The organism is Nocardioides sp. P4_G4 (assembly GCF_056401085.1).
In genome coordinates this window covers 24,420-43,921 of the sequence record NZ_JBFUKA010000012.1, presented here as the reverse complement: position 1 = coordinate 43,921, position 19,502 = coordinate 24,420, and the positions used below count along the sequence as shown (strand labels likewise).

Genomic DNA, 19,502 nt, shown 5'->3' with positions numbered 1-19,502 from the left:
CTCGCGTGGTCATCACAGGGCTCCCGGCTCGGCGGTGCCGACCTCGATCACGTCGACGCACAGCGTCGTCCCGGGCGCCAGCCCGGAGATCCGTACCTCGTCGAAGGCCCCGGTGGCCTGGACGAACAGGCTGCCGATGCCGGGGTTGACGGTGGTCTCGCGGCTCACGTCGCCCGCGGTCACGGTGAGCTCGGTGCGCTGCGAGGAGAGGTAGCCGATCCGCAGCCACCAGTCGACGTCGATGGTCCCGGTCTCGAGGGGGATCGAGCGCCCGCTGGCACCCACCCGCCACCCGCACTCCTGCGTCGGCCCAGGGCGCGACGTCACCGCAGGGTCGATCACGGTGGGGGCCACCGTGCCGTCGTCGGTGACGGAGTGCAGCGTGCTGCTGATCGGGGGGAACTCGGCCCGGCTGGTGTAGAGCGGCACCAGCTCCTCGAGGGTGTTGTAGGGGAAGGAGTAGCCCGGCATCACCTCCTGCGGCACCGTGCCGCCGGTGAGGTCGAGCGATCCCGCCGCGTCGACCGCGTCGCTGACCCGGTGCAGGTAGACGGCGCCCGGGTTGTCGGTGTGCCAGATGTGTGCGTACGACGCCGTGCTGACGACGGCGCCGACGAGGTAGGCACTCGTGAGCACCCCGGCCAGGGCCTGTGTCGGTGCGACGCCGAGCAGGGGTCGCGGGCGGGGCTCGCTGCACTCGACGGAACCGCGCAGCGGCAGCCAGGCCAGGCCGAGGGCGAGCACGAGCGCACACACGGTCTCGGTCAGGTAGCGCATCTCCAGGCCGATGCCGGCGCCGGCGACGGGAGCACGCGTGGTCAGCAGCAGGACGAAGGCGCCGGCGAGCGACAGCGCGAGGAGGAGCCACGCGCGGCCGGTGCGACGACGCAGCAGCGCTCCGAGGACCACCAGCCCGACCAGGACCACCCACGCCAGGTGGACCGACCAGGCCGGCGGGTCGGCGTACCCGGTGGGCGGGTTGCGGGTGTCCCAGCGCCACGGACCGCCGACCGCCGAGCTGCCGAAGGCGGTGCCCAACATCGTGTCCGCCAGCGCACCGGCGAGGCCGGTGCCGCGGTCCTGCTCGACGAAGGGCTGGGGCACGGCGACGGCGTAGTAGACGACGTACAGGAGGGCGGTTGCGCCACCGGCGACGGCGGCCGGCCAGTAGCGCCGCAGGACGGTCGTGAGGCGGGAGACCAGCCCGCCGGAGGCGAAGTAGCCGAGCGCCACCAGCGCCAGGACCGGGAGGACGAGCAGCACCTTGACGTAGCAGAGCAGCCCGACGACCAGCAGGGCCGTGGTGATCGCCAGCCAGCCGAGCCGCCGACCGCGCAGGTGGTGCACCCACGCCGCGACCGCCGCGAACCAGAGGGTCTGGAGCGGGAGCTGGTTGAGCCCGGCGGCCCACCACATGAGCGCCGGAGCACTCAGCGCGCTGAAGAGGTAGAGCGCGAAGAGGGGCAGGACCTCGAGCCGGGCGCCGAAGAGCGTGACCAGCATCCACCAGCACGCAAGGGCGGCCAGCGTGGACGAGAGCATCGTGAGGGTGACGGCCGTTCCCCAGCCGGTGGCCACCTCGCCGGAGTTGCTGACCACCCAGGCGACCAGCCGGCCGACGGGCATGAACTGGCTGTCGAAGGGGGAGGTGAGGTAGTCGAGGTCCAGGGCCTGGCCCCGCGACTGGGCGAGCAGCCGGTAGTCGTCGGTGTAGAACCAGCTGCCGAGCAGCATCCAGCAGCGGAGCGCCACCTGGCCGACCAGCAGGACGAGGGCCACCACGTGCACGCTGGCGGCGTCGAGGGCGAAGCCCGGACGGCGGGTGCGGGAGTCCTCATCCGCGTCCTCCGCGACGTGGAAAAACCACGGCCATACCTTGTCCACGGGCCCTCCTCGGGCGGGAACTATGCCACAGGAGCACCGCTCTTCCGGCCCCGTCGGACACGTTCGCGCGGCTGTGCGGGAACGGCCCCCCACAAGACCTACCTGCTGGTAGCCTTCGGCGACTCATCGACTTCTGGGAGGACTTTCGTCGTGCGCAAGATCATTGGTTGGGTGCTACTCGCGCTCGGCGCCTTCTTGTTGGTGGTCGGCCTGATGGCCTCCATCTGGGCTCCGGGCCAGGTGAAGCGGACGCCGCTGGACACCGACAGCACCACCCGCCTGGCCGGGAGCGCCGACAAGCTCAACCCGGCGAGCGGGGAGGTAGAGAGCCTGGACGTCAAGGCCACCAGCATCACCAAGGCCGACTCCAAGCGCTCGGACGACAACGTCGTCGTGTTCGTCAACACGGTCTGCCTCGTCATCGACGAGGGCGACGTCCCCGACTGTGTCGACGCGGACGACCCGGAGGGTCGCCTGATCACGGCCTCGACCGACGTCTTCGCCACCGACCGCTCGACCGCGGAGGCCGTGAACGGCAAGTACCTCCCGGCCGGCGCCGAGGAGAAGGAGGGCCTGATCAACAAGTGGCCCTTCGACGCCGAGAAGAAGGACTACCCCTACTGGGACGGCCTGCTCGGCGCGCCGGTGGACGCGGTCTACGACAGCACCGAGACCCTCGAGGGCCTCGAGACCTACAAGTACCACGTGGTCGTCGACCAGCAGTCGGCCGAGGTGGTCGACGGCATCCAGGGCGTCTACTCGCAGGACAAGTACCTGTGGATCGACCCCGTGACCGGGTCGATCATCAACCAGACCCAGCAGGAGCTGCGCACGCTCGAGAACGGTGACGTGCTGCTCGACCTGGACCTCGCGTTCACCGACGAGCAGGTCTCGGACAACGTGGAGTCGGCCAAGGACTCCGGCAGCAAGATCGACCTCATCACCCGCACGGTGCCGCTCGTCGGCTTCATCGGTGGGGCCCTGGCCCTGCTGGCCGGCGCCTACCTGGTCTTCGCCGGGCGCAAGGACGAGAAGGCCTGAGACAGGCCCCGCAGTCACCACGAACGGCCCGCCGGCCTCGCCGGCGGGCCGTTCGTCATCTCGAGATCACACGGGGTCACCCGGGAAGAGGCGCCGGATTCCCGATGATGACGTCGCTGACGCAGATGGTGCCGTGCTGGTCTGGCGTGGAGATCGTGATGGAGCCGGGAACGTCGGTCACGACCTGAGCCTGCTGCTGGCTCACCCCGGGCAGCACAGGCACGACGGTCGAGGTGTCGCCCACCTGCACGAGGAGTGAACCGCCCTCCCCGCTCACGGTGTTGACCTGGACCACCCAGTCCCAGAAGTAGAGGTCCTCGGACAGCGGCACCTCCACGGTGGAGGCAGCGCCCAGTGCGAAGCCGCAACCCTCGTCGGGTCCTGGCAGGGCGTGAGACTGGCCGTCCACCTGGACGGGACTCAGCTGCCCACGGTCGTCGGCGATGCGCAGGCGCTCCGCCGGGCCGCCGAAGGCCACGCGCCCGCCGTACGGTGAAAGCACCTGGGACAGGCGCGCGTAGTCCGGGAAGAAGACCGGGGACAGGACGCGGTCGGGAGTGTTGGCGTCCACGAGCGCGACGGGATCGCCGGCGGCGCCCACCTGCCGGTCGAGGGCAGCGACCCAGCCCTTTCCGGGATGCACGCCGATCCGATGCACCCCGGCCACGTTGGCCACGACGAGCGAGGCTGCCAGCAGCGCGCCGCCTCCCGCGAGGAGTGCCCGGCGCCCGACAGTGATGGGGGCTCGGACCGAACGGGGTGAGGAGAGCAGCATGACTCCCGCCAGCACCGCGACGGAGAAGTTGTCGACGTGGTACCGCTCGTCGTTGATGGCCCGCATCTGCATGTGGTCGAACCTGACCGAGAAGAGCACGAGACCCCATGAGAGGACCAGATAGCCACCCGCCATCGCGAGGGGCAGCCACGCACCGCGTCGACGGCGTGCGACCAGACCCAGGACCGTGATGACGACAACCAGGCTGGCGACGGCGAGCCAGAGCGGAGGACGCGCGAAGGAGTCCGTGGCCAGTGGCATGGAGCCCCACGGGCCACCCAGCAGTGCCGGGGCGAGGAGGTCGCTCATGCCCCGGAAGTAGAAATCTGCCACCTGACCGACGGAGCGGTCGGCGCCCAGGGTGACCCCCATGTTCTTCTCGGTCTCCTGAGGGTCGATCAGTGCGGCGTACACGGCGAGGTAGGCCACCGACGTCGCTGCCAGGGTGGCGACGGGCATCACATTGGCCCGCAGCCTCTCCCGCATCGTCCCCGGAGTCAGGTGCACGAGGACCGCCACTGCGGGGATGACGGCGAGAAGCGCCTTCTCCCAGAACGCCAGCCCCAGCAGCAGAGCGGCCACGAGCAAGCACAGCGACCTTCTGGAACGCTCACGAACGTGGTGTGCGGCCGCAAGGACGAGCAGCGCCATGCAGATCTGGAGCGGCACGACCTGCAGGGCGGATGCCCACCACATGGTCGGACGCAGAAACAGGGGAGACAGGGCGATGAGGGCCAGCGGGGCCAGCAGCGCCACCCGCTCCCCGGTGATCGCGGCCAGCGCACGGGCCCACGCGAGCACCGCCGCGGCACTGCCGAGCGCCACCAGCGCGACAGCCCACCTGAAGTCCAGTGGATCGACGACGGTGATGGCCCGCGTGACGAGGAACTGTCCGGGCATGAGGTGTGCGTTGTAGTCCTGGAGCATGTAGTCCACCAGGCCCATCGTGTGGGCGTCGGCCAGGTACAACCAGTCATCGTCCTGCCACGTCCAGCGCGAGACGGTCCATCCCCGCCACAGGAGGGTGACGAGCACCAGTGCGAACACGCAACGGCGGTAAGGAGTCGCGACGAGCGCGCGGGGTGAAGGCACGGCGGCGATGGTAGTGCGGGGCATCGCAGCGCGACGCAACATCAGGGCGCGCCCTCACCGAATCCCCGGACGGGGGAGCCGGTCTAGACATACCGTGTCGCGCATGCGACGACACGGGGCCCCGGTCCTGACCACCACGATCCTCCTGCTCCTGCTGGTGGGACTGCTCCCTGTGACCGGGACGACGGCGAGTGCCGCCGACGCCCCGCAGCACTCCGTGGCCGTGGTGGGCGACGGTGCCGTGACGTTCCCGGCGTTCTCGCCGTCCRTCGAGCGCTACGCGGTGCGCCCGGGCACCGGGGCGTCCGGCTCGCTGACCGTGCGGGCCTCCACGTCCGACCCCGCGGGGACCGTGCGGGTCAACGGGAGCACGGTCGTCGGCGGCTCGACGGTGGTCGACGGGCTCGAGGCCGGGGACGAGATCTCGGTCCTCATCGACGACGCCGGCGGCGCCGCGGCGTACTCCTTCGTGGTGCTGCCCACCAGCTTCCCGGTCCTCGAGCGGACCACCCCCAGCACCGACGCCACCCAGGACGGCATGGTGCTGCTCACCCTCGGCAAGTGGATCGAGGCCGGGCCGTTCTTCGAGGCCGCCGTCGACGAGAACGGGGTGCCGTCGTACGTCCTCCAGACCCCCAACTCGATGGACCTGCACAAGCAGCCCAACGGGAACTACTCGGTGGCGCGCGGCGGGGCGAACGGTGCGGACATCGTCGAGCTCGACGCCCAGTTCCGTGAGGTACGTCGGCTGCGCACCAAGGGCCTGGTGCACACCGACGGGCACGACGCGATCCTGGAGCCCGACGGCTCCGCCTACCTCATGTCCTACGAGCCCGACGCCGCGACCGGCTGGACCGACGCCGTCATCCAGCACCTCAGCCCGACCGGAGAGGTGCTCTTCGCGTGGAACAGTGCCGACCACGTCGACATCGCGGCCGAGACCGTCATCAACGCCGGCAACCGCGACTACGCGCACATCAACTCCTTCGAGGTGATGGACGACGGGGACCTCCTCGTCTCCTTCCGTCACCTCAGCTCGGTGTTCAAGATCGCGCGCGAGGCCCACGACGGCTTCGACCAGGGTGACGTCGTGTGGAGGCTGGGAGGCAGGAAGAGCGACTTCACCTTCGTCGACGCCGACGGGGCGCCCGACGAGGGGCCGTGCGCGCAGCACACCGCGACCCAGCTCGCCGACGGCCACGTCATGGTCTTCGACAACCGCGCCTGGGAGTACGACCCGCTGTGCGTGAACCCGGACGACCCGTCCGCGCCGCCCGTCGCGCGCAAGCCCAGCCGGATCGTGGAGTGGTCGCTCGACGAGACCACCATGGAGGCGAGGGAGGTCAAGGACCTCCGGGTGGGCGACCGCTACGCGATCTTCGCCGGCTCCGCCCAGCGCCTCGACAACGGCAACACCATGGTGGGCTGGGCCGCGGAGACCCGGGCCGTGGCCAGCGAGCTCTCCCCGACGGGTGAGGTCCTGTGGGAGCTGAGGGCCCCGGAGAGCCCGAAGTACTTCACCTACCGCGCCCTCAAGGCCGACGTGCCGGACGCGATCGCCCCGGAGGTGGAGGTGACCGCACCCGCTGAGGCCGTCACCGTCGGCGACACCGCGGCGCCCCGACCCTCGTGCACCGACCGCGGCGGGAGCACCCTCCGCTCGTGCTCGGTCACGGGGTGGGACACCTCGACCCCCGGCGCCCGGACCTTCGCGGTCACGGCACGCGACGGCGCCGGCAACGAGACGGTCGCGCGGCGCAGCTACACCGTCGTCGCCGGACCGCTCCCGACGCCGACCCCGGTTCCCACCCCGACGCCCACCGCCTCGACCCCGGCGGGCGTGACCCACCTCGCCGACCTGCACCTCAAGGCCGTGGGACACCCGTGGCACGGCCGCGACGTGCACGACGTACGCCGCGGGCAGACGGTGCACACGGCGAGCGCGCTGCGGCGCTCGGTGTTCCGGGTGCGCGTCCAGAACGACGGCACCACGGCCGAGCGCTTCCTGGTCCGGCTCCGGACCCGTGCCGACGTCCTGGCGCCCCGGTGGTCCTCGCCCGTGCGGCGCACCCCACGCCTCGCGCCGGGGGAGTCGACTACCTTCCGGCTGGTGGTCCGCCGGGAGGTGCGCCAGCGCCGCGCCGCGGTGACCGTCATCGCGCGGTCCGACCGGGACCCCGCGTCGCGGGACCGGGTATGGGCCCGCACGACCTGGCGCTGACCGGGTCAGGCCAGGTCGGCGACGAAGATCGCGGTGCCCGGGGTGAGCAGGCCGCGGGTGCGCGACCACCCGCCCCAGACCCGGTCGTGGTCGGCGGGCCACTCCGGCTCGACGAGGTCGACGAGGGTGAAGCCATGGCCGGACAGCAGTCGCACCCAGTCGCCGAGGGTGCGGTGGTGCTCGACGTACGCAACCACCCCCGTCTCGTCGTCCACCTCGACGTACGGCGTGCGGTCCCAGTAGGACTGCGACGCCACGAGGCCCCCCTCGCCGGGGTCGTCGGGGAACATCCAGCGCGTCGGATGGGTGACGGAGAAGGCGTAGCGCCCCCCGGGCCGCAGGACGCGCGCCGTCTCGGCGACCGCGTCGGCGATGTCGTGCACGAACTGCAGGGCGCCGAAGGAGCAGAAGACCACGTCGAAGGACTCGTCGGCGAAGGGCAGGTGGGTGGCCGTGGCCCGCACGGACGGCACCACCACACCGGTGATCTCGTCGATGCGACGGCAGTGCTGGAGCTGGCGGTGCGACAGGTCGAGCCCGACCGCGCGGCCGCCCCGGGTGCGGACCCAGCGCGAGCACTGCCCGGCGCCGCTTCCGACCTCGAGCACGTCGCGACCGGTGACGTCGCCCAGGACGTGGAGGTCGTCCTCGGTCTGTCCTTCGGGCCCCCACACGAAGCCCGCGTCGCCGAGGAACTCCCCGTGGGTGGCCTGGTACTCGTCGGCGTAGCGGTCCCAGTCGGGACCGTTCGCGCTCCGGGACTCGGACTCGTCGACGGGGCGGCGCTCGACCCGGACGGCCTGGGGGAGGTGGTCCTGCACCGCTCCACGGTACTGCGCGGTGCTCGGGTTGGACGCTCGAGGGCGGGGCCGCGTAGGCTGCAGGGTGCGCCAGAGGTCTGCCTGGGTTCCATACGGAGCGGACCCACGCTCGTCACCCTTCATCGGTGGTGAAAACAGGGCTTCTGCGCGTGTCCGGACGACTTCTGACCATCCAAGGAATCACTTCCCTTATGACGAGCACCATCTCCTCTACTTCCGCATCTGATTGGGACTTCGACGCTCCCCAGGTGGCGGTCAACGACATCGGTTCCGAAGAGGACTTCCTCGCGGCGATCGATGCGACCATCAAGTACTTCAACGACGGCGACATCGTCGAGGGCACCATCGTCAAGGTGGACCGCGACGAGGTACTCCTCGACATCGGCTACAAGACCGAGGGCGTCATCCCCTCGCGCGAGCTGTCCATCAAGCACGACGTCGACCCCTCCGAGGTCGTTTCCGTGGGCGACAAGGTCGAGGCCCTCGTTCTCCAGAAGGAGGACAAGGAAGGCCGTCTGATCCTGTCCAAGAAGCGCGCCCAGTACGAGCGCGCCTGGGGCACCATCGAGCAGGTCAAGGAGGAGGACGGCGTCGTCGAGGGCACCGTCATCGAGGTCGTCAAGGGCGGCCTCATCCTCGACATCGGCCTGCGCGGCTTCCTGCCGGCCTCGCTGGTGGAGATGCGTCGCGTCCGCGACCTGCAGCCCTACGTGGGCCAGACCCTCGAGGCCAAGATCATCGAGCTCGACAAGAACCGCAACAACGTGGTCCTGTCGCGCCGTGCCTGGCTCGAGCAGACCCAGTCCGAGGTTCGCCACGGCTTCCTCACCCAGCTCCAGAAGGGCCAGATCCGCAAGGGTGTCGTGTCCTCGATCGTCAACTTCGGTGCCTTCGTGGACCTCGGTGGCGTCGACGGCCTCGTGCACGTCTCGGAGCTGTCGTGGAAGCACATCGACCACCCGTCCGAGGTCGTCACCGTCGGTGACGAGGTCACCGTCGAGGTCCTCGACGTGGACATGGACCGTGAGCGTGTCTCCCTGTCGCTGAAGGCGACGCAGGAGGACCCGTGGCAGCACTTCGCCCGCACCCACCAGATCGGCCAGATCGTCCCGGGCAAGGTCACCAAGCTGGTGCCCTTCGGTTCGTTCGTCCGCGTCGAGGAGGGCATCGAGGGCCTGGTGCACATCTCCGAGCTGGCCGAGCGCCACGTGGAGATCCCCGAGCAGGTCGTCCAGGTCAACGACGACGTCATGGTCAAGATCATCGACATCGACCTCGAGCGTCGCCGGATCTCGCTGTCGCTCAAGCAGGCCAACGAGACGGCTGCCGCGTCCGACGTCGAGGAGTTCGACCCGACGCTGTACGGCATGACCGCCACGTACGACGAGCAGGGCAACTACGTCTACCCCGAGGGCTTCGACCCCGAGACGGGCGAGTGGCTCGAGGGCTTCGACGAGCAGCGCGCGGTCTGGGAGGACCAGTACGCCAAGGCGCACGCGCGCTGGGAGCAGCACGTCAAGCAGCAGGCCGACGCCAAGGTCGCCGAGGCCGAGGCCGGCGAGGCCACGTCGTACTCCTCCGACGGTGGCGACACCGGCGCCGAGGAGTCGACCAGCGGTTCGCTGGCTTCCGACGAGGCGCTCCAGGCGCTCCGCGAGAAGCTGACCGGCGGGGCCAGCTGACCCCACTGCGTCACCCGCAGCACACGTACCACCCAGGAGGCCCGCCGGTTCGCCGGCGGGCCTTCTGGCCTGTCCGGGGGCCGCGGACGTCGTGACACGGCCCGTTGCCGGGCGGTGCTTGGATGGGCCCATGGCTGCGCGCGACCGTGATGTGCGTGCCGGGGACGCCGACCGGGACGAGGTCATCAACCTGCTCGGGGACGCGTTCGCCGAGGGGCGCCTCGACTACGAGGAGCTGCACCACCGGCAGGAGCTCGCCGCCCGCGCCCGGACCATGGGCGATCTGCGCCCCCTCGTGCGCGACCTGCCGACGGGCCGGGGCCGCGGCGAGGACGACCTCGTGCTGGTGGCCGGTCTCCGCAGCCAGCGGCGGGCCGGGCCGTGGTCGGTGCCGCCCCGCCTCGTCCTCGGGGCCGCGGTGGCCGACGTTCGGGTCGACTTCCGTCACGCCCTGTGCGCCCACCGGGTCGTGGAGGTCTGGGTGCGACCCGGACTCGGGCGTGTGGTGCTCGTGGTCCCCCGGAGCTGGGGCGTGCGGGTCGAGGAGCTGCGGACCGGCTGGGGCGTCGTCCGCAACGACCACCGACCCGAGCCCGAGGGCGACCACCCGGTGCTGGTGGTGCGGGGGAGCCTCGGGGTCGGTCGCCTCCTGGTGAGGCGACCCCGGTGGTTCGGCCTCTGAGCGCGTCCAGCGGGCCTGGGACGTGGATCAGGCGCGACGCGGGACCAGGTGGCGGCGCAGGTCGACCGGTCCGAGCTCGTCGTGGTCGTCGGCCCGCAGGGCGGCTCCGGCGAAGTGATCGTGGCGTGCGTACCGCACGAGAAGCGCGCCGAGGGCGAGGATGACGAGGACGAATGCGAACGTGGTCATGGCAGTAATCATGCGCCCGAATTGATCCCGCCACGAGTGGCAGCAATGCCGTGGTCCGTTGATTTACTGCCACGCATGCGTCATGCTGACGAACGTGCTCACCAACGTCGCTGTCCTGGTCTGGGACGAGGTCGCCATGTTCGAGCTGGGGGTGCTCTGCGAGGCGTTCGGGGTCGACCGCAGCGACGACGGGCTCCCGGTCCTGGACTTCGCGATCTGCGGCGTCGAGCCCGGGCAGGTGCGGACCTCGCTCGGCTTCGAGATGCAGGTGCTGCACGGCCTCGACCGGCTGGCCGAGGCGGACCTGGTCTGCGTGCCGGCGATGAACCGCCACGGCAGCATCCCCACCGCGGTCGTGCGCGCCCTCCAGGACGCCGTGGCGCGCGGGGCCCGCGTGCTGTCGGTGTGCACGGGCGCGTTCGTGCTCGGCGAGGCCGGCCTCCTCGACGGCCGCGAGGCGACCACCCACTGGAAGCACACCGACGAGCTCGCGGCCCGCTTCCCGCTGGCCCGCGTGGTCCCCGAGGTGCTCTATGTCGACGCCGGCCAGGTCGTCACCAGCGCCGGCTCGGCCGCCGGCCTCGACGCCGCGCTGCACCTGTGGCGCGAGGAGCACGGCGCCGCCGCGGCCAGCACGGTCGCCCGTCGGATGGTGGTGGCCCCGCAGCGCCCTGGCGGTCAGGCCCAGTTCATCGCCCGCCCGGTGCCGGAGTGCACCTCCGACTCGCTGGCCCCCCTGCTCGAGTGGATCCAGGGCAACCTGGGCGAGGAGCTCAGCGTGGACCTGCTCGCGCGGCAGATCCACATGTCGTCGCGCACGTTCGCACGCCGCTTCAAGGACGAGACCGGCGCCACGCCCTACGGCTGGATCCTCGCGCAGCGGGTGCAGGCCGCGCAGGAGCTCCTCGAGCAGTCCGACCGCTCGATCGAGTGGATCGCCTCCGAGGTCGGCTTCGGCAACGCGGCGACCCTGCGCCACCACTTCACCCGGGTGCGCGGGGTCAGCCCCCAGCAGTACCGGCGCACCTTCGCGTGTCCTGCGTGACTCCTGGAGTCGCCCCGGGCCCGGGGCTGGACGCCGTGGCCCGTCGCCACGTCGCGCTCGGTAGCCTTGCCGCGTGACGCACACGCCGCTCCCCGACCTGTCCCGTGACGACCTCGCCGCCCTGCGCGACGAGCTGCAGGCGACGTACGACGAGCTCCGCGGCCGCGGCCTCGCCCTCGACCTGACCCGGGGCAAGCCGTCGTCGGCCCAGCTCGACCTGTCCGACGCGCTGCTCACCCTGCCGCGCGGTTGCCGCGACAAGAGTGGCACCGACGTCCGCAACTACGGCGGGCTGGCGGGCCTGCCGGAGCTGCGCGAGATGTTCGCCGAGCTCCTGTGGGTCGAGCCCGAGCAGGTCGTCGCGGGCGGGAACTCCAGCCTGAGCATKATGCGCGACGCGCTGGTCTACCTGATGCTCTTCGGTGCCGTCGACAGCGACCGGCCCTGGGGCAAGGAGGGCGTGGTCAAGTTCATCTGCCCGGTCCCCGGCTACGACCGGCACTTCACCCTGCTGGAGTCGCTGGGCATCGAGATGATCACCGTCCCGATGAACGACGACGGCCCCGACGCGGAGGCCACCGCCCGGCTGGTCGCCGAGGACCGGTCCATCAAGGGCATGTGGGTGGTGCCGACGTACGCCAACCCGGCCGGCTCCGTCTGCACCCAGGAGGTCGCCGCTCGGCTGGCCTCCATGGAGACGGCCGCCCACGACTTCAAGATCTTCTGGGACAACGCCTACGCGCTGCACCACCTCACCGAGGAGGAGGCCAAGAGCGCCGACATCCTCACCCTCGCCGCGGCGAGCGGGCACCCGCACCGGCCCATCATGTTCGCCTCGACCTCCAAGATCACCTTCGCCGGCGCGGGGGTGGCGTTCCTCGCGGCGTCGGTCGAGAACATCGCGTGGTACCTCGGGCACCTCGGCAAGGGCTCCATCGGGCCGGACAAGGTCAACCACCTGCGCCACGTGCAGTTCTTCGGGTCGGCGCAGGGCGTGCGCGACCACATGGGGAAGCACCGCCAGATCATCGCGCCGAAGTTCGCCGAGGTGGACCGGGTGCTCACCGAGCGCCTGGACGGTCGAGGCGTGGCGCGGTGGAACCGGCCCCGCGGCGGCTACTTCGTCAACCTGGACGTCATGCCGGGGACCGCGTCGCGGGTGGTGGGACTGGCCAAGGACGCCGGCATCGCGCTGACCCCGGCCGGCTCGTCGTTCCCGCACGGGCAGGACCCGAACGACGAGAACATCCGCCTGGCCCCGACCATGCCGCCGCTGCAGGAGGTCACCGAGGCCATGGACGGTGTCGCCACCGCCGTGCTCCTCGCCGCCGTGGAGAAGCTCCTCGATCGTGGCTGAGTCGGCCGGCGCGGGCTTCCAGCCGTTCACCTTCTCGATCGTCGGGGTGCAGAAGGCCGGGACGTCCACCCTGCAGTGGATGCTCAACCAGCATCCCCAGGTGGCGCGTCCGCCGCGCAAGGAGATGGGCTGGTTCGACGTCGACGAGGCCACGTGGCTCGAGGTCGACCACGCGTCGTACGGCGTGCAGAGGACGTCGTCCCTGCAGTGTGCCCTGGGGGACGCGACCCCGCGCTACCTCGTGATGCCGGGCACGCTGGAGCGGATGCGCGACCGGCTCCCCGACCTGCGGCTCATCGCGATCTTCCGCGACCCGATCGACCGCCTCGTGTCCCAGTGGGTGATGGTGCGCGGGCGGCAGCCGGGCAAGGCGCCGGACTGGCCGGAGATGATCGCATGGCGGCCCCCGACCTTCCCGACGATCCTTCCCGAGGACTACACCGGGGCCGGGGGGCGGGCCCGCTTCCTGCGTGCCTCCGGAGTCGTCCGGGGCTACTACGGCGGTCAGGTGGAGCACGGGCTGAGCGTCTTCCCGCGTGGGCAGTGGCTCTTCCTCGACTTCGCGTCCCTGCTGGCCGACCATGCCCGGCACCTCGACCTGGTCACGGACCACCTCGGCATCGACCGCTTCCGCACGCACCCGCCGCTCAAGAGGCTGATGGCCGGCTCGCCGACCATCAGCGGCACCGCGCCCACCGGCGCCGACCTGATGGCGCTGGCCCGGGCCCTGGAGCCCGAGCTCGCGCAGTACGTCGCACTCACGGGGCTGCCGGTCGAGCACTGGACCACCGAGCGACTGCTCCGCGGTGACCTCGACGCCGACGAGCAGGCGGAGGCATACGCCCGCAAGGCCGGGCTGGCCTGAATCTCAGGCCGCCTCGGCGCCGAGCCCGCCACGGACCAGGGAGGCGTAGCGACGGCCACGGAGCAGCAGCTCCTCGTGGGTGCCGAGCTCGACCACCCGACCGCCTGCCAGCACCGCGATCCGGTCGGCGTCGCGCACGGTCGAGAGCCGGTGCGCGATGGTGATGGTCGTGCGACCCTCGGCGAGCACGTCGAGCGACTCCTGGACGGCCCGCTCGGTCTCGTTGTCCAACGCACTCGTCGCCTCGTCGAGGACCAGCACCGCCGGGTCGCGGAGCAGCGTCCGGGCGATGGCGAGCCGCTGCTTCTCGCCGCCGGAGAAGCGGTGCCCGCGCGAGCCGACGACGGTGTCGTAGCCCTGCGGGAGGCGGCTGATGACGTCGTGGATCCGGGCGCTGCGACAGGCCTGCTCGATCTCGGCCTCGGTGGCGTCGGGACGAGCGTGCAGCAGGTTGGCGCGGATGCTCGTGTGCATCAGGTAGGTCTCCTGGGTGACCATCCCGACCCGGCCGGCGAGGTCGGCGGTCGACACGTCGCGCACGTCGACGCCGTCGATCAGCACCCGGCCCGAGGTGGCGTCGTGCAGCCGGGCGACCAGGCCGGCGAGCGTGGACTTGCCGCTCCCGGTCTCACCGACGAGGGCCAGGCTCGATCCGGCCGGCACGACGAGGTCGATGCCGTCGAGGACCGGGGCATCCGGGTCGTAGGCGAAGCGCACGTCCTCGAAGCGGACCTCACCGCCGGAGGAGGGCAGGGCGACCGGGGTCGTGGGCTCGGGGAGGTCGACCGGGAGGTCGGCGTACTCGAAGATGCGGGAGAACAGCGCCATCGACGAGGTGATGTCCACGCCCACGTTGAGCAGGCCCATCAGGGGGCGGAACAACGTCCCCTGCAGGGCGACGAAGGCGACCAGGGTGCCGACGGTCATCCCGCCGGACGTGGCCGGCAGTCCGGCCGCCAGGTAGATCGCGGCGGGCACCGCGGCGAAGACCACGTTCATGGTGGCCATCCGCCAGCGCCCGGCCAGGCGGGAGCGGATCTCGAGCCCCACCAGGTCGGCGGAGGTCTCCTCGAAGCGGTCGCTGAGCGTGCCCGCGGCGCCGAGCGTCTTGGTGAGGAGCACTCCGCTGACCGACAGGCCCTCCTCGATCTGCACGTGCAGGTCGGCGAGGCGACGCTGGCGCTGGGCCGTGATCGCGTGCCGCATCCGCGCGACCTGGCGCGTGAGGAGCACGGCCGAGGGCAGCACGACCAGGGAGAGCAGCGCGAGGCGCCAGCTCAGGGCCGCCATGGCGATCGCGGTGCCGACGACCACGGTGACGTTGGCGGCGATGGAGGTGGCGGTGCTGGTGACGACGCCCTGCATGCTGCCGATGTCGTTGACGAGGCGGGACTGCACGTCACCGCCGCGGGTGCGGGTGAAGAACCCCAGGGACTGGCGCTGGAGGTGGGCGAACAGGTCGCTGCGCAGGCGGTGCATGACGCGCTGGCCCACCGAGGTGGAGAGCCAGGTCTGCACCACGCCGATGGCCGCGGTCGCCACCGCGACGCCGAGCATGGCGGCGACGAGCAGGGCGAGGAGCCGGACGTCCTGCTGGGGGAGGGCCACGTCGATGACGTGGCGCACCAGGAACGGCTGGGCGAGACCGATCAACGAGCTCAGCACGATGAGGGCCATGACGATCGCCAGGGTGCCGCGGTGGGGCGCGAAGAGTCGCGCGACACGGGCGAGGGGTACGGGGTGGTCCGCGAGCTGCCGCCGGTCGGCGGGGTCGGGACGGTCGGTGCGGGATCGGCGGGAGCCTGTGGAGTCCTCCATGCGACCAGCTCCTCTCGGTGGTGTGGGTCCGGTGGTGTGGGTCCGGTGGTGTGGGTCCGGTGGTGTGGGTCCGGTGGTGTGGATCCTGGGGTCGAAATGTCGTGAGGTTGCCTCACTATGAGGGTGCAACGTGGTGTCGGCTAGGTTTGTTCCCGTGAGCGAGCAGACGGGCGACCTGCTGATGGCGGCGGCGCGACGCGTGCGACGTGAGTACGCCGAGGCGCTGTCGGAGTTCGGCACCACACCGTCGCAGTCCCGCGCGCTGCGCGTGGTCGCGGCCGAGGAGCCGGTGCGTCCCTCCGTGCTCGCCGAGGCTCTCCGCATCGCCCCGCGATCGGCCACCGAGGTGGCCGACGCCCTGGAGCAGAACGGTTGGGTGTGCCGGTCACCCGACCCGAGCGACCGTCGTGCCACGTCGTTGACGGTGACCGACGAGGGGCGCCGGGTGCTCGCGCACATGGACGAGGCACGGCGGGGAGCGGGGGAGCGGGTCCTGGGCGCGCTCGGCGACAGCGACCGTCGTACCCTCGACCGCATCCTGAGGACGTTGGGGGAGCACTCATGACCGTTCGCGTCGGCCTGACCGGTGGCGTGGCCTCCGGCAAGAGCACCGTGTCGGCGATCCTCGCCGAGCTGGGCGCCGTCGTCATCGACGCCGATGCCCTGGCGCGCGAGGTGGTGGCCCGGGGGACGCCCGGGCTCGATGCCGTCGTGGCCGACTTCGGGCCCTCGCTGCTCACCCCCGAGGGCGACCTCGACCGACCGGCGATGGGGCGCCTGGTCTTCGGCGACGACTCGGCCCGCGCGCGGCTGGAGGCGATCATCCATCCCCTGGTGATCGAGCGGATGGCCGCGCTGGAGGCCCTCGCCGGTGAGGACGACGTCGTCGTGCACGACATCCCGTTGCTGGCCGAGGGGGGCCGTGCCGACACGTTCGACGCCGTCGTCGTGGTCGACGCCCCGCGTGACCTCCAGGTCCAGCGCATGTTGTCCGAGCGCGGCTGGACCCGCGAGGACGCGGAGTCGCGGATCGCCGCCCAGGCCACCCGCGAGGAGCGTCGTGCGATCGCCACCCACGTCATCGACAACAACGGCTCGCTCGAGGACCTGCGGACCCGCGTCGAAGCAGTCCTCGACGAGCTGCGCGGGTAGCCTGCGGGCCGTGCGCCTGTCTCTCCTGACCACCGCCGCCGCCCTCACTGCGGGCGCGCTGCTCATCGGCGGGTGCGCGGCCACGCCGGAGTCCGGGGACGCCCCGGAGTCCGGTCGCGGCGGCAGCAGCAGCAGCAGCCCGGCCGCCGAGGCGGAGCCCTCGGCACCGGCCGAGACGACCGACCCGGACACTCCGCTGGGGTGGGGTCCGACCGTCGGCGAGCTCGAGGCGGCCCAGGCCCTGGTCGCCGGGTGGACCCCCGAGCAGCTGGCCGGACAGGTGATCGTCGGCCGCTACCTGGGCACCGACCCGGCCGAGGTGGCCGCGATGGTCCGCGAGCACCACCTCGCGGGCGTCTCGGTCACCAACGGCAACGTCGTCGACGAGGCGCAGGTGCGCGCGACGACGGCGGCCGTGAGCGAGGCCGTGGCCGCGGACGGCCGCGACTTCCCGGCGGTCATCGGGGTGGACCAGGAGGGCGGCTACGTCTCGCACCTGCGCGGCATCGCCACCGAGTTCCCGGCCTTCGACGCCGCCGGCGCGGCGATCGCCGCCGATGGCGCGACGGGTCGCGAGGTCGTGCGCCAGGCGGCGTACGCCACCGGCATGGAGGTCCGCGACCTCGGCTTCACCTGGGTCTTCGCCCCGGTGGCCGACGTGACCATCGGTGCGGCGGATCCGACCATCGGCACCCGTTCCGCGAGCGAGGACCCCGCGATCGCCGCCAAGGCCACCGCCACCGCGGTCCGCGGCTACGACGCGGCGGGCGTGGTCTCCACGATCAAGCACTTCCCGGGCCACGGCGCCGCGACCAGCGATAGCCATGACACCCTCCCGGTGCTCGACTCCTCGCTGGCGGAGATCGAGTCGCACGACCTGCCGCCGTTCGAGGCCGCGATCGCCAGCCACGCCCCCGCGGTGATGATGAGCCACCTCGACCTGACCGCCATCGCGCCCGGCGTGCCGGCATCCTTGGCCCCCGAGGTCTACGACCTGCTGCGCGACGACCTCGGCTTCGAGGGCGTCACCATCACCGACTCGCTGGGCATGGGCGCGGTGGCGGCCACCTGGAAGCCGGCCGTGGCGGCCCTCAACGCCGGTGCCGACCTGCTCCTGATGCCGGTCGACACCGTCGAGACCCATCGCGTCCTCACCCAGGCGATCGTCGACGGGGACGTCACCCGCGAGCGTGCCGAGGAGGCCGCCGCCCGCGTGGTGGCCCTGCAGATGTGGCAGGGGCGGATGGCCGAGCAGCTCCCGGTGCCCGACGACGTCACCACGATCGCCGGCGACGCGTCCGCGGCGCTCACCTCTGCGGCGTACTGACCTCGGCCCCCGATTCCGCCCGCCCCCGGGCCCGTGGCGGTGAGTGAGCGACATCCTGAGTCCAGCGAACGTGGCTGGCGCACCTCTCGGGTGGTCGGACTCGTGTCGTCACCGCTTCGACACCCGACCCCGCGTCGTACGTCGACGCCCGGAACGCGCCGAGGCCCACCCCGACAGGTGTCGGAGCGGGCCTCGGGTGGGTGCTCGGGTGGTGCGCCTCAGGCAGCCGTGCCGGTCGCGAGGTCCGGGTCACCGATGCGGCGGAGCTTCTGCAGGGCCTCCCGCTCGAGCTGGCGGACCCGCTCGGCGGAGATGCCGTGCTTGGCGCCGATGTCGGCCAGCTTGTGCTGGCGACCGTCGGTGAGCCCGTAGCGGGCGCGGATGATGTCGGCGGCACGCTCGTCGAGGTGTCCGACGAGGTCCTCCAGACGCTGACGCGCCTCGACGTCCAGGAACTCCAGGTCGGGGCCGGGGGCCGTCTCCTGGGCCATCAGGTCGCCGAGCGACGTGTCGCCGTCCTCGTCCACCGGGGTGTCGAGGGAGACGTGGTCGCGTCCCCACGACATCAGGTCCAGGACCCGCTCGACCTGCATGCCGAGCTCCTGGGCGATCTCCTGCGGCTCCGGGTCACGGCCGAGCTGACGCTCGAGCGTGCGGCGGGCGCCGCTCACCTGGTTGAGCTCCTCGACCACGTGCACGGGCAGCCGGACCACGCGGGCCTGCTGCGCGATGCCGCGCGTGATCGCCTGCCGCACCCACCAGGTGGCGTACGTCGAGAACTTGTAGCCCTTGGTGTAGTCGAACTTCTCCACGGCGCGGATCAGACCGGTGTTGCCCTCCTGGATCAGGTCCAGCATGGGCATCTGCGAGCGGCCGTACTTGCGGGCGATGGAGACGACGAGGCGCAGGTTGGCGGAGATGAACTGGTCGACGGCGCGGCGGCCCTCCTCGGCCAGCCACTCCAGCTCCTCCTGGTTGGCGCTCATCGGGGCGCCGCCCTTGCGGCGACCGATGCGACCCTCCTCGAGGAGCTTCTCGGCCAGCAGGCCGGCCTCGATGGTCTTGGAGAGCTCGACCTCCATGGCGGCGTCGAGAAGGGGAGTGCGGGCGATCTCGTCGAGGTAGAGCCCGACGCTGTCGCGTCCCTCGATCTCACGCGTGGTGCTCGTGCGGGTGCTCCTGGCGGTGCTCTGTGCGGTGCTCATCGTCGTCTCCTCCTCCGTGGCGTTGCGCCGATACCTCGCCACGTCTTCTCCAACGGCCTGCGTGGTCGAGAGATTCCCCGCCTCGCGCGCTCGGCCCTTCACCTGACTCGACGTCCCGACGAGCACAAGAGTTGCCTCCCAGCGCAACTCTCAGGGACTTCTCAGACGTGGTTCGGAGACGTGGTCGGGAAGGATTGGGAGCGGGTCGTCCAGGATCCGTCATCCACAGGACGATCCACAGTTGTGTGGAGAACCCGGTGCCGACTGTGGAGCAGTGGCCGCCACCTGTGGACGCGCCTGTGGGACCGAGGGAATGTCGGACGAATACCTTGCGCCGGGTCGCCCG

The 19,502-nt window shown here is 71.5% G+C and carries 16 protein-coding genes; 10 read left to right on the top strand and 6 right to left on the bottom strand.

Annotated features, from left to right (window positions below; translation table 11 throughout):
• Window positions 1-12: 12 nt before the first annotated feature.
• Entirely contained in the window at window positions 13-1,884 is a 1,872-nt protein-coding gene (locus tag AC1DQF_RS04655) for a hypothetical protein (protein WP_477524040.1), read from the bottom strand.
• Between the two features lie 150 nt (window positions 1,885-2,034).
• Between AC1DQF_RS04655 and AC1DQF_RS04650 the strand changes: the two genes are divergently transcribed.
• Window positions 2,035-2,925, top strand: a complete 891-nt coding sequence (locus tag AC1DQF_RS04650; protein WP_477524039.1) for a PorA family protein — start codon at window positions 2,035-2,037, stop codon at window positions 2,923-2,925.
• Window positions 2,926-3,001: 76 nt separating this feature from the next.
• Here AC1DQF_RS04650 and AC1DQF_RS04645 read toward each other — a convergent pair whose 3' ends face one another.
• Window positions 3,002-4,792 carry a hypothetical protein gene (locus tag AC1DQF_RS04645; RefSeq protein ID WP_477524038.1) on the bottom strand — a complete coding sequence of 597 codons (1,791 nt, stop codon included), beginning with the start codon at window positions 4,790-4,792 and terminating at the stop codon, window positions 3,002-3,004.
• 103 nt (window positions 4,793-4,895) lie between these two features.
• On the opposite strand from AC1DQF_RS04645, the gene AC1DQF_RS04640 reads away from it, so the two are divergent.
• Entirely contained in the window at window positions 4,896-7,013 is a 2,118-nt protein-coding gene (locus AC1DQF_RS04640) for an aryl-sulfate sulfotransferase (protein ID WP_477524037.1), read from the top strand.
• Between the two features lie 5 nt (window positions 7,014-7,018).
• On the opposite strand, the gene AC1DQF_RS04635 is transcribed toward AC1DQF_RS04640, so the two are convergent.
• Window positions 7,019-7,834: a class I SAM-dependent methyltransferase gene (locus AC1DQF_RS04635; protein ID WP_477524036.1), complete on the bottom strand. Its 816-nt coding sequence runs from the start codon at window positions 7,832-7,834 to the stop codon at window positions 7,019-7,021.
• A gap of 191 nt (window positions 7,835-8,025) precedes the next feature.
• Between AC1DQF_RS04635 and rpsA the strand changes: the two genes are divergently transcribed.
• Entirely contained in the window at window positions 8,026-9,516 is a 1,491-nt protein-coding gene (rpsA, locus tag AC1DQF_RS04630) for a 30S ribosomal protein S1 (RefSeq protein ID WP_477524035.1), read from the top strand.
• 130 nt (window positions 9,517-9,646) lie between these two features.
• Window positions 9,647-10,198, top strand: coding sequence for a DUF1707 SHOCT-like domain-containing protein (locus AC1DQF_RS04625; protein ID WP_477524034.1), 552 nt, complete (start codon window positions 9,647-9,649; stop codon window positions 10,196-10,198).
• Between the two features lie 27 nt (window positions 10,199-10,225).
• Here AC1DQF_RS04625 and AC1DQF_RS04620 read toward each other — a convergent pair whose 3' ends face one another.
• A complete protein-coding gene (locus tag AC1DQF_RS04620; protein ID WP_477524033.1) occupies window positions 10,226-10,387 on the bottom strand; it encodes a hypothetical protein in 162 nt (53 codons plus the stop codon).
• Between the two features lie 82 nt (window positions 10,388-10,469).
• Between AC1DQF_RS04620 and AC1DQF_RS04615 the strand changes: the two genes are divergently transcribed.
• The 3 genes from AC1DQF_RS04615 (at window position 10,470) to AC1DQF_RS04605 (ending at window position 13,654) form a co-directional block, all read left to right on the top strand.
• Window positions 10,470-11,432 (top strand): helix-turn-helix domain-containing protein, encoded by a 963-nt coding sequence (locus AC1DQF_RS04615; protein WP_477524032.1) that lies wholly within the window; start codon window positions 10,470-10,472, stop codon window positions 11,430-11,432.
• A 73-nt stretch (window positions 11,433-11,505) separates the two neighbouring features.
• Window positions 11,506-12,789, top strand: a complete 1,284-nt coding sequence (locus tag AC1DQF_RS04610) for an aspartate aminotransferase type Ic (protein WP_477524031.1) — start codon at window positions 11,506-11,508, stop codon at window positions 12,787-12,789.
• The gene (locus AC1DQF_RS04605; RefSeq protein ID WP_477524030.1) at window positions 12,782-13,654 is read left to right on the top strand and encodes a sulfotransferase domain-containing protein; all 873 of its coding nucleotides are present in this window, start codon (window positions 12,782-12,784) and stop codon (window positions 13,652-13,654) included. The genes AC1DQF_RS04610 and AC1DQF_RS04605 overlap by 8 nt, the downstream gene beginning before the upstream one ends.
• A 3-nt stretch (window positions 13,655-13,657) precedes the next feature.
• Here the strand turns inward: AC1DQF_RS04605 and AC1DQF_RS04600 are convergent, their stop codons facing one another.
• Window positions 13,658-15,472 (bottom strand): ABC transporter ATP-binding protein, encoded by a 1,815-nt coding sequence (locus AC1DQF_RS04600; RefSeq protein WP_477524029.1) that lies wholly within the window; start codon window positions 15,470-15,472, stop codon window positions 13,658-13,660.
• 154 nt (window positions 15,473-15,626) lie between these two features.
• On the opposite strand from AC1DQF_RS04600, the gene AC1DQF_RS04595 reads away from it, so the two are divergent.
• The 3 genes from AC1DQF_RS04595 to AC1DQF_RS04585 are packed head-to-tail and all read left to right on the top strand — an operon-like array spanning window position 15,627 to window position 17,951.
• A complete protein-coding gene (locus AC1DQF_RS04595) occupies window positions 15,627-16,037 on the top strand; it encodes a MarR family winged helix-turn-helix transcriptional regulator (protein ID WP_477524028.1) in 411 nt (136 codons plus the stop codon).
• Window positions 16,034-16,624, top strand: coding sequence for a dephospho-CoA kinase (coaE, locus tag AC1DQF_RS04590; RefSeq protein WP_477524027.1), 591 nt, complete (start codon window positions 16,034-16,036; stop codon window positions 16,622-16,624). The genes AC1DQF_RS04595 and coaE overlap by 4 nt, the downstream gene beginning before the upstream one ends.
• A gap of 10 nt (window positions 16,625-16,634) precedes the next feature.
• Window positions 16,635-17,951 (top strand): glycoside hydrolase family 3 N-terminal domain-containing protein, encoded by a 1,317-nt coding sequence (locus AC1DQF_RS04585; RefSeq protein ID WP_477524026.1) that lies wholly within the window; start codon window positions 16,635-16,637, stop codon window positions 17,949-17,951.
• 218 nt (window positions 17,952-18,169) lie between these two features.
• On the opposite strand, the gene AC1DQF_RS04580 is transcribed toward AC1DQF_RS04585, so the two are convergent.
• Complete coding sequence (locus AC1DQF_RS04580) at window positions 18,170-19,156, bottom strand: sigma-70 family RNA polymerase sigma factor (protein ID WP_477524025.1); 987 nt, start codon at window positions 19,154-19,156, stop codon at window positions 18,170-18,172.
• Between the last annotated feature and the right edge of the window lie 346 nt (window positions 19,157-19,502).

Coding starts and splice junctions, on each gene's coding strand:
- rpsA (WP_477524035.1), top strand. CDS start 8,026: ATGACGAGCACCATCTCCTCTACTTCCGCATCTGATTGGGACTTCGAC.
- AC1DQF_RS04625 (WP_477524034.1), top strand. CDS start 9,647: ATGGCTGCGCGCGACCGTGATGTGCGTGCCGGGGACGCCGACCGGGAC.
- coaE (WP_477524027.1), top strand. CDS start 16,034: ATGACCGTTCGCGTCGGCCTGACCGGTGGCGTGGCCTCCGGCAAGAGC.
- AC1DQF_RS04615 (WP_477524032.1), top strand. CDS start 10,470: ATGCTGACGAACGTGCTCACCAACGTCGCTGTCCTGGTCTGGGACGAG.
- AC1DQF_RS04580 (WP_477524025.1), bottom strand. CDS start 19,156: ATGAGCACCGCACAGAGCACCGCCAGGAGCACCCGCACGAGCACCACG.
- AC1DQF_RS04600 (WP_477524029.1), bottom strand. CDS start 15,472: ATGGAGGACTCCACAGGCTCCCGCCGATCCCGCACCGACCGTCCCGAC.
- AC1DQF_RS04620 (WP_477524033.1), bottom strand. CDS start 10,387: ATGACCACGTTCGCATTCGTCCTCGTCATCCTCGCCCTCGGCGCGCTT.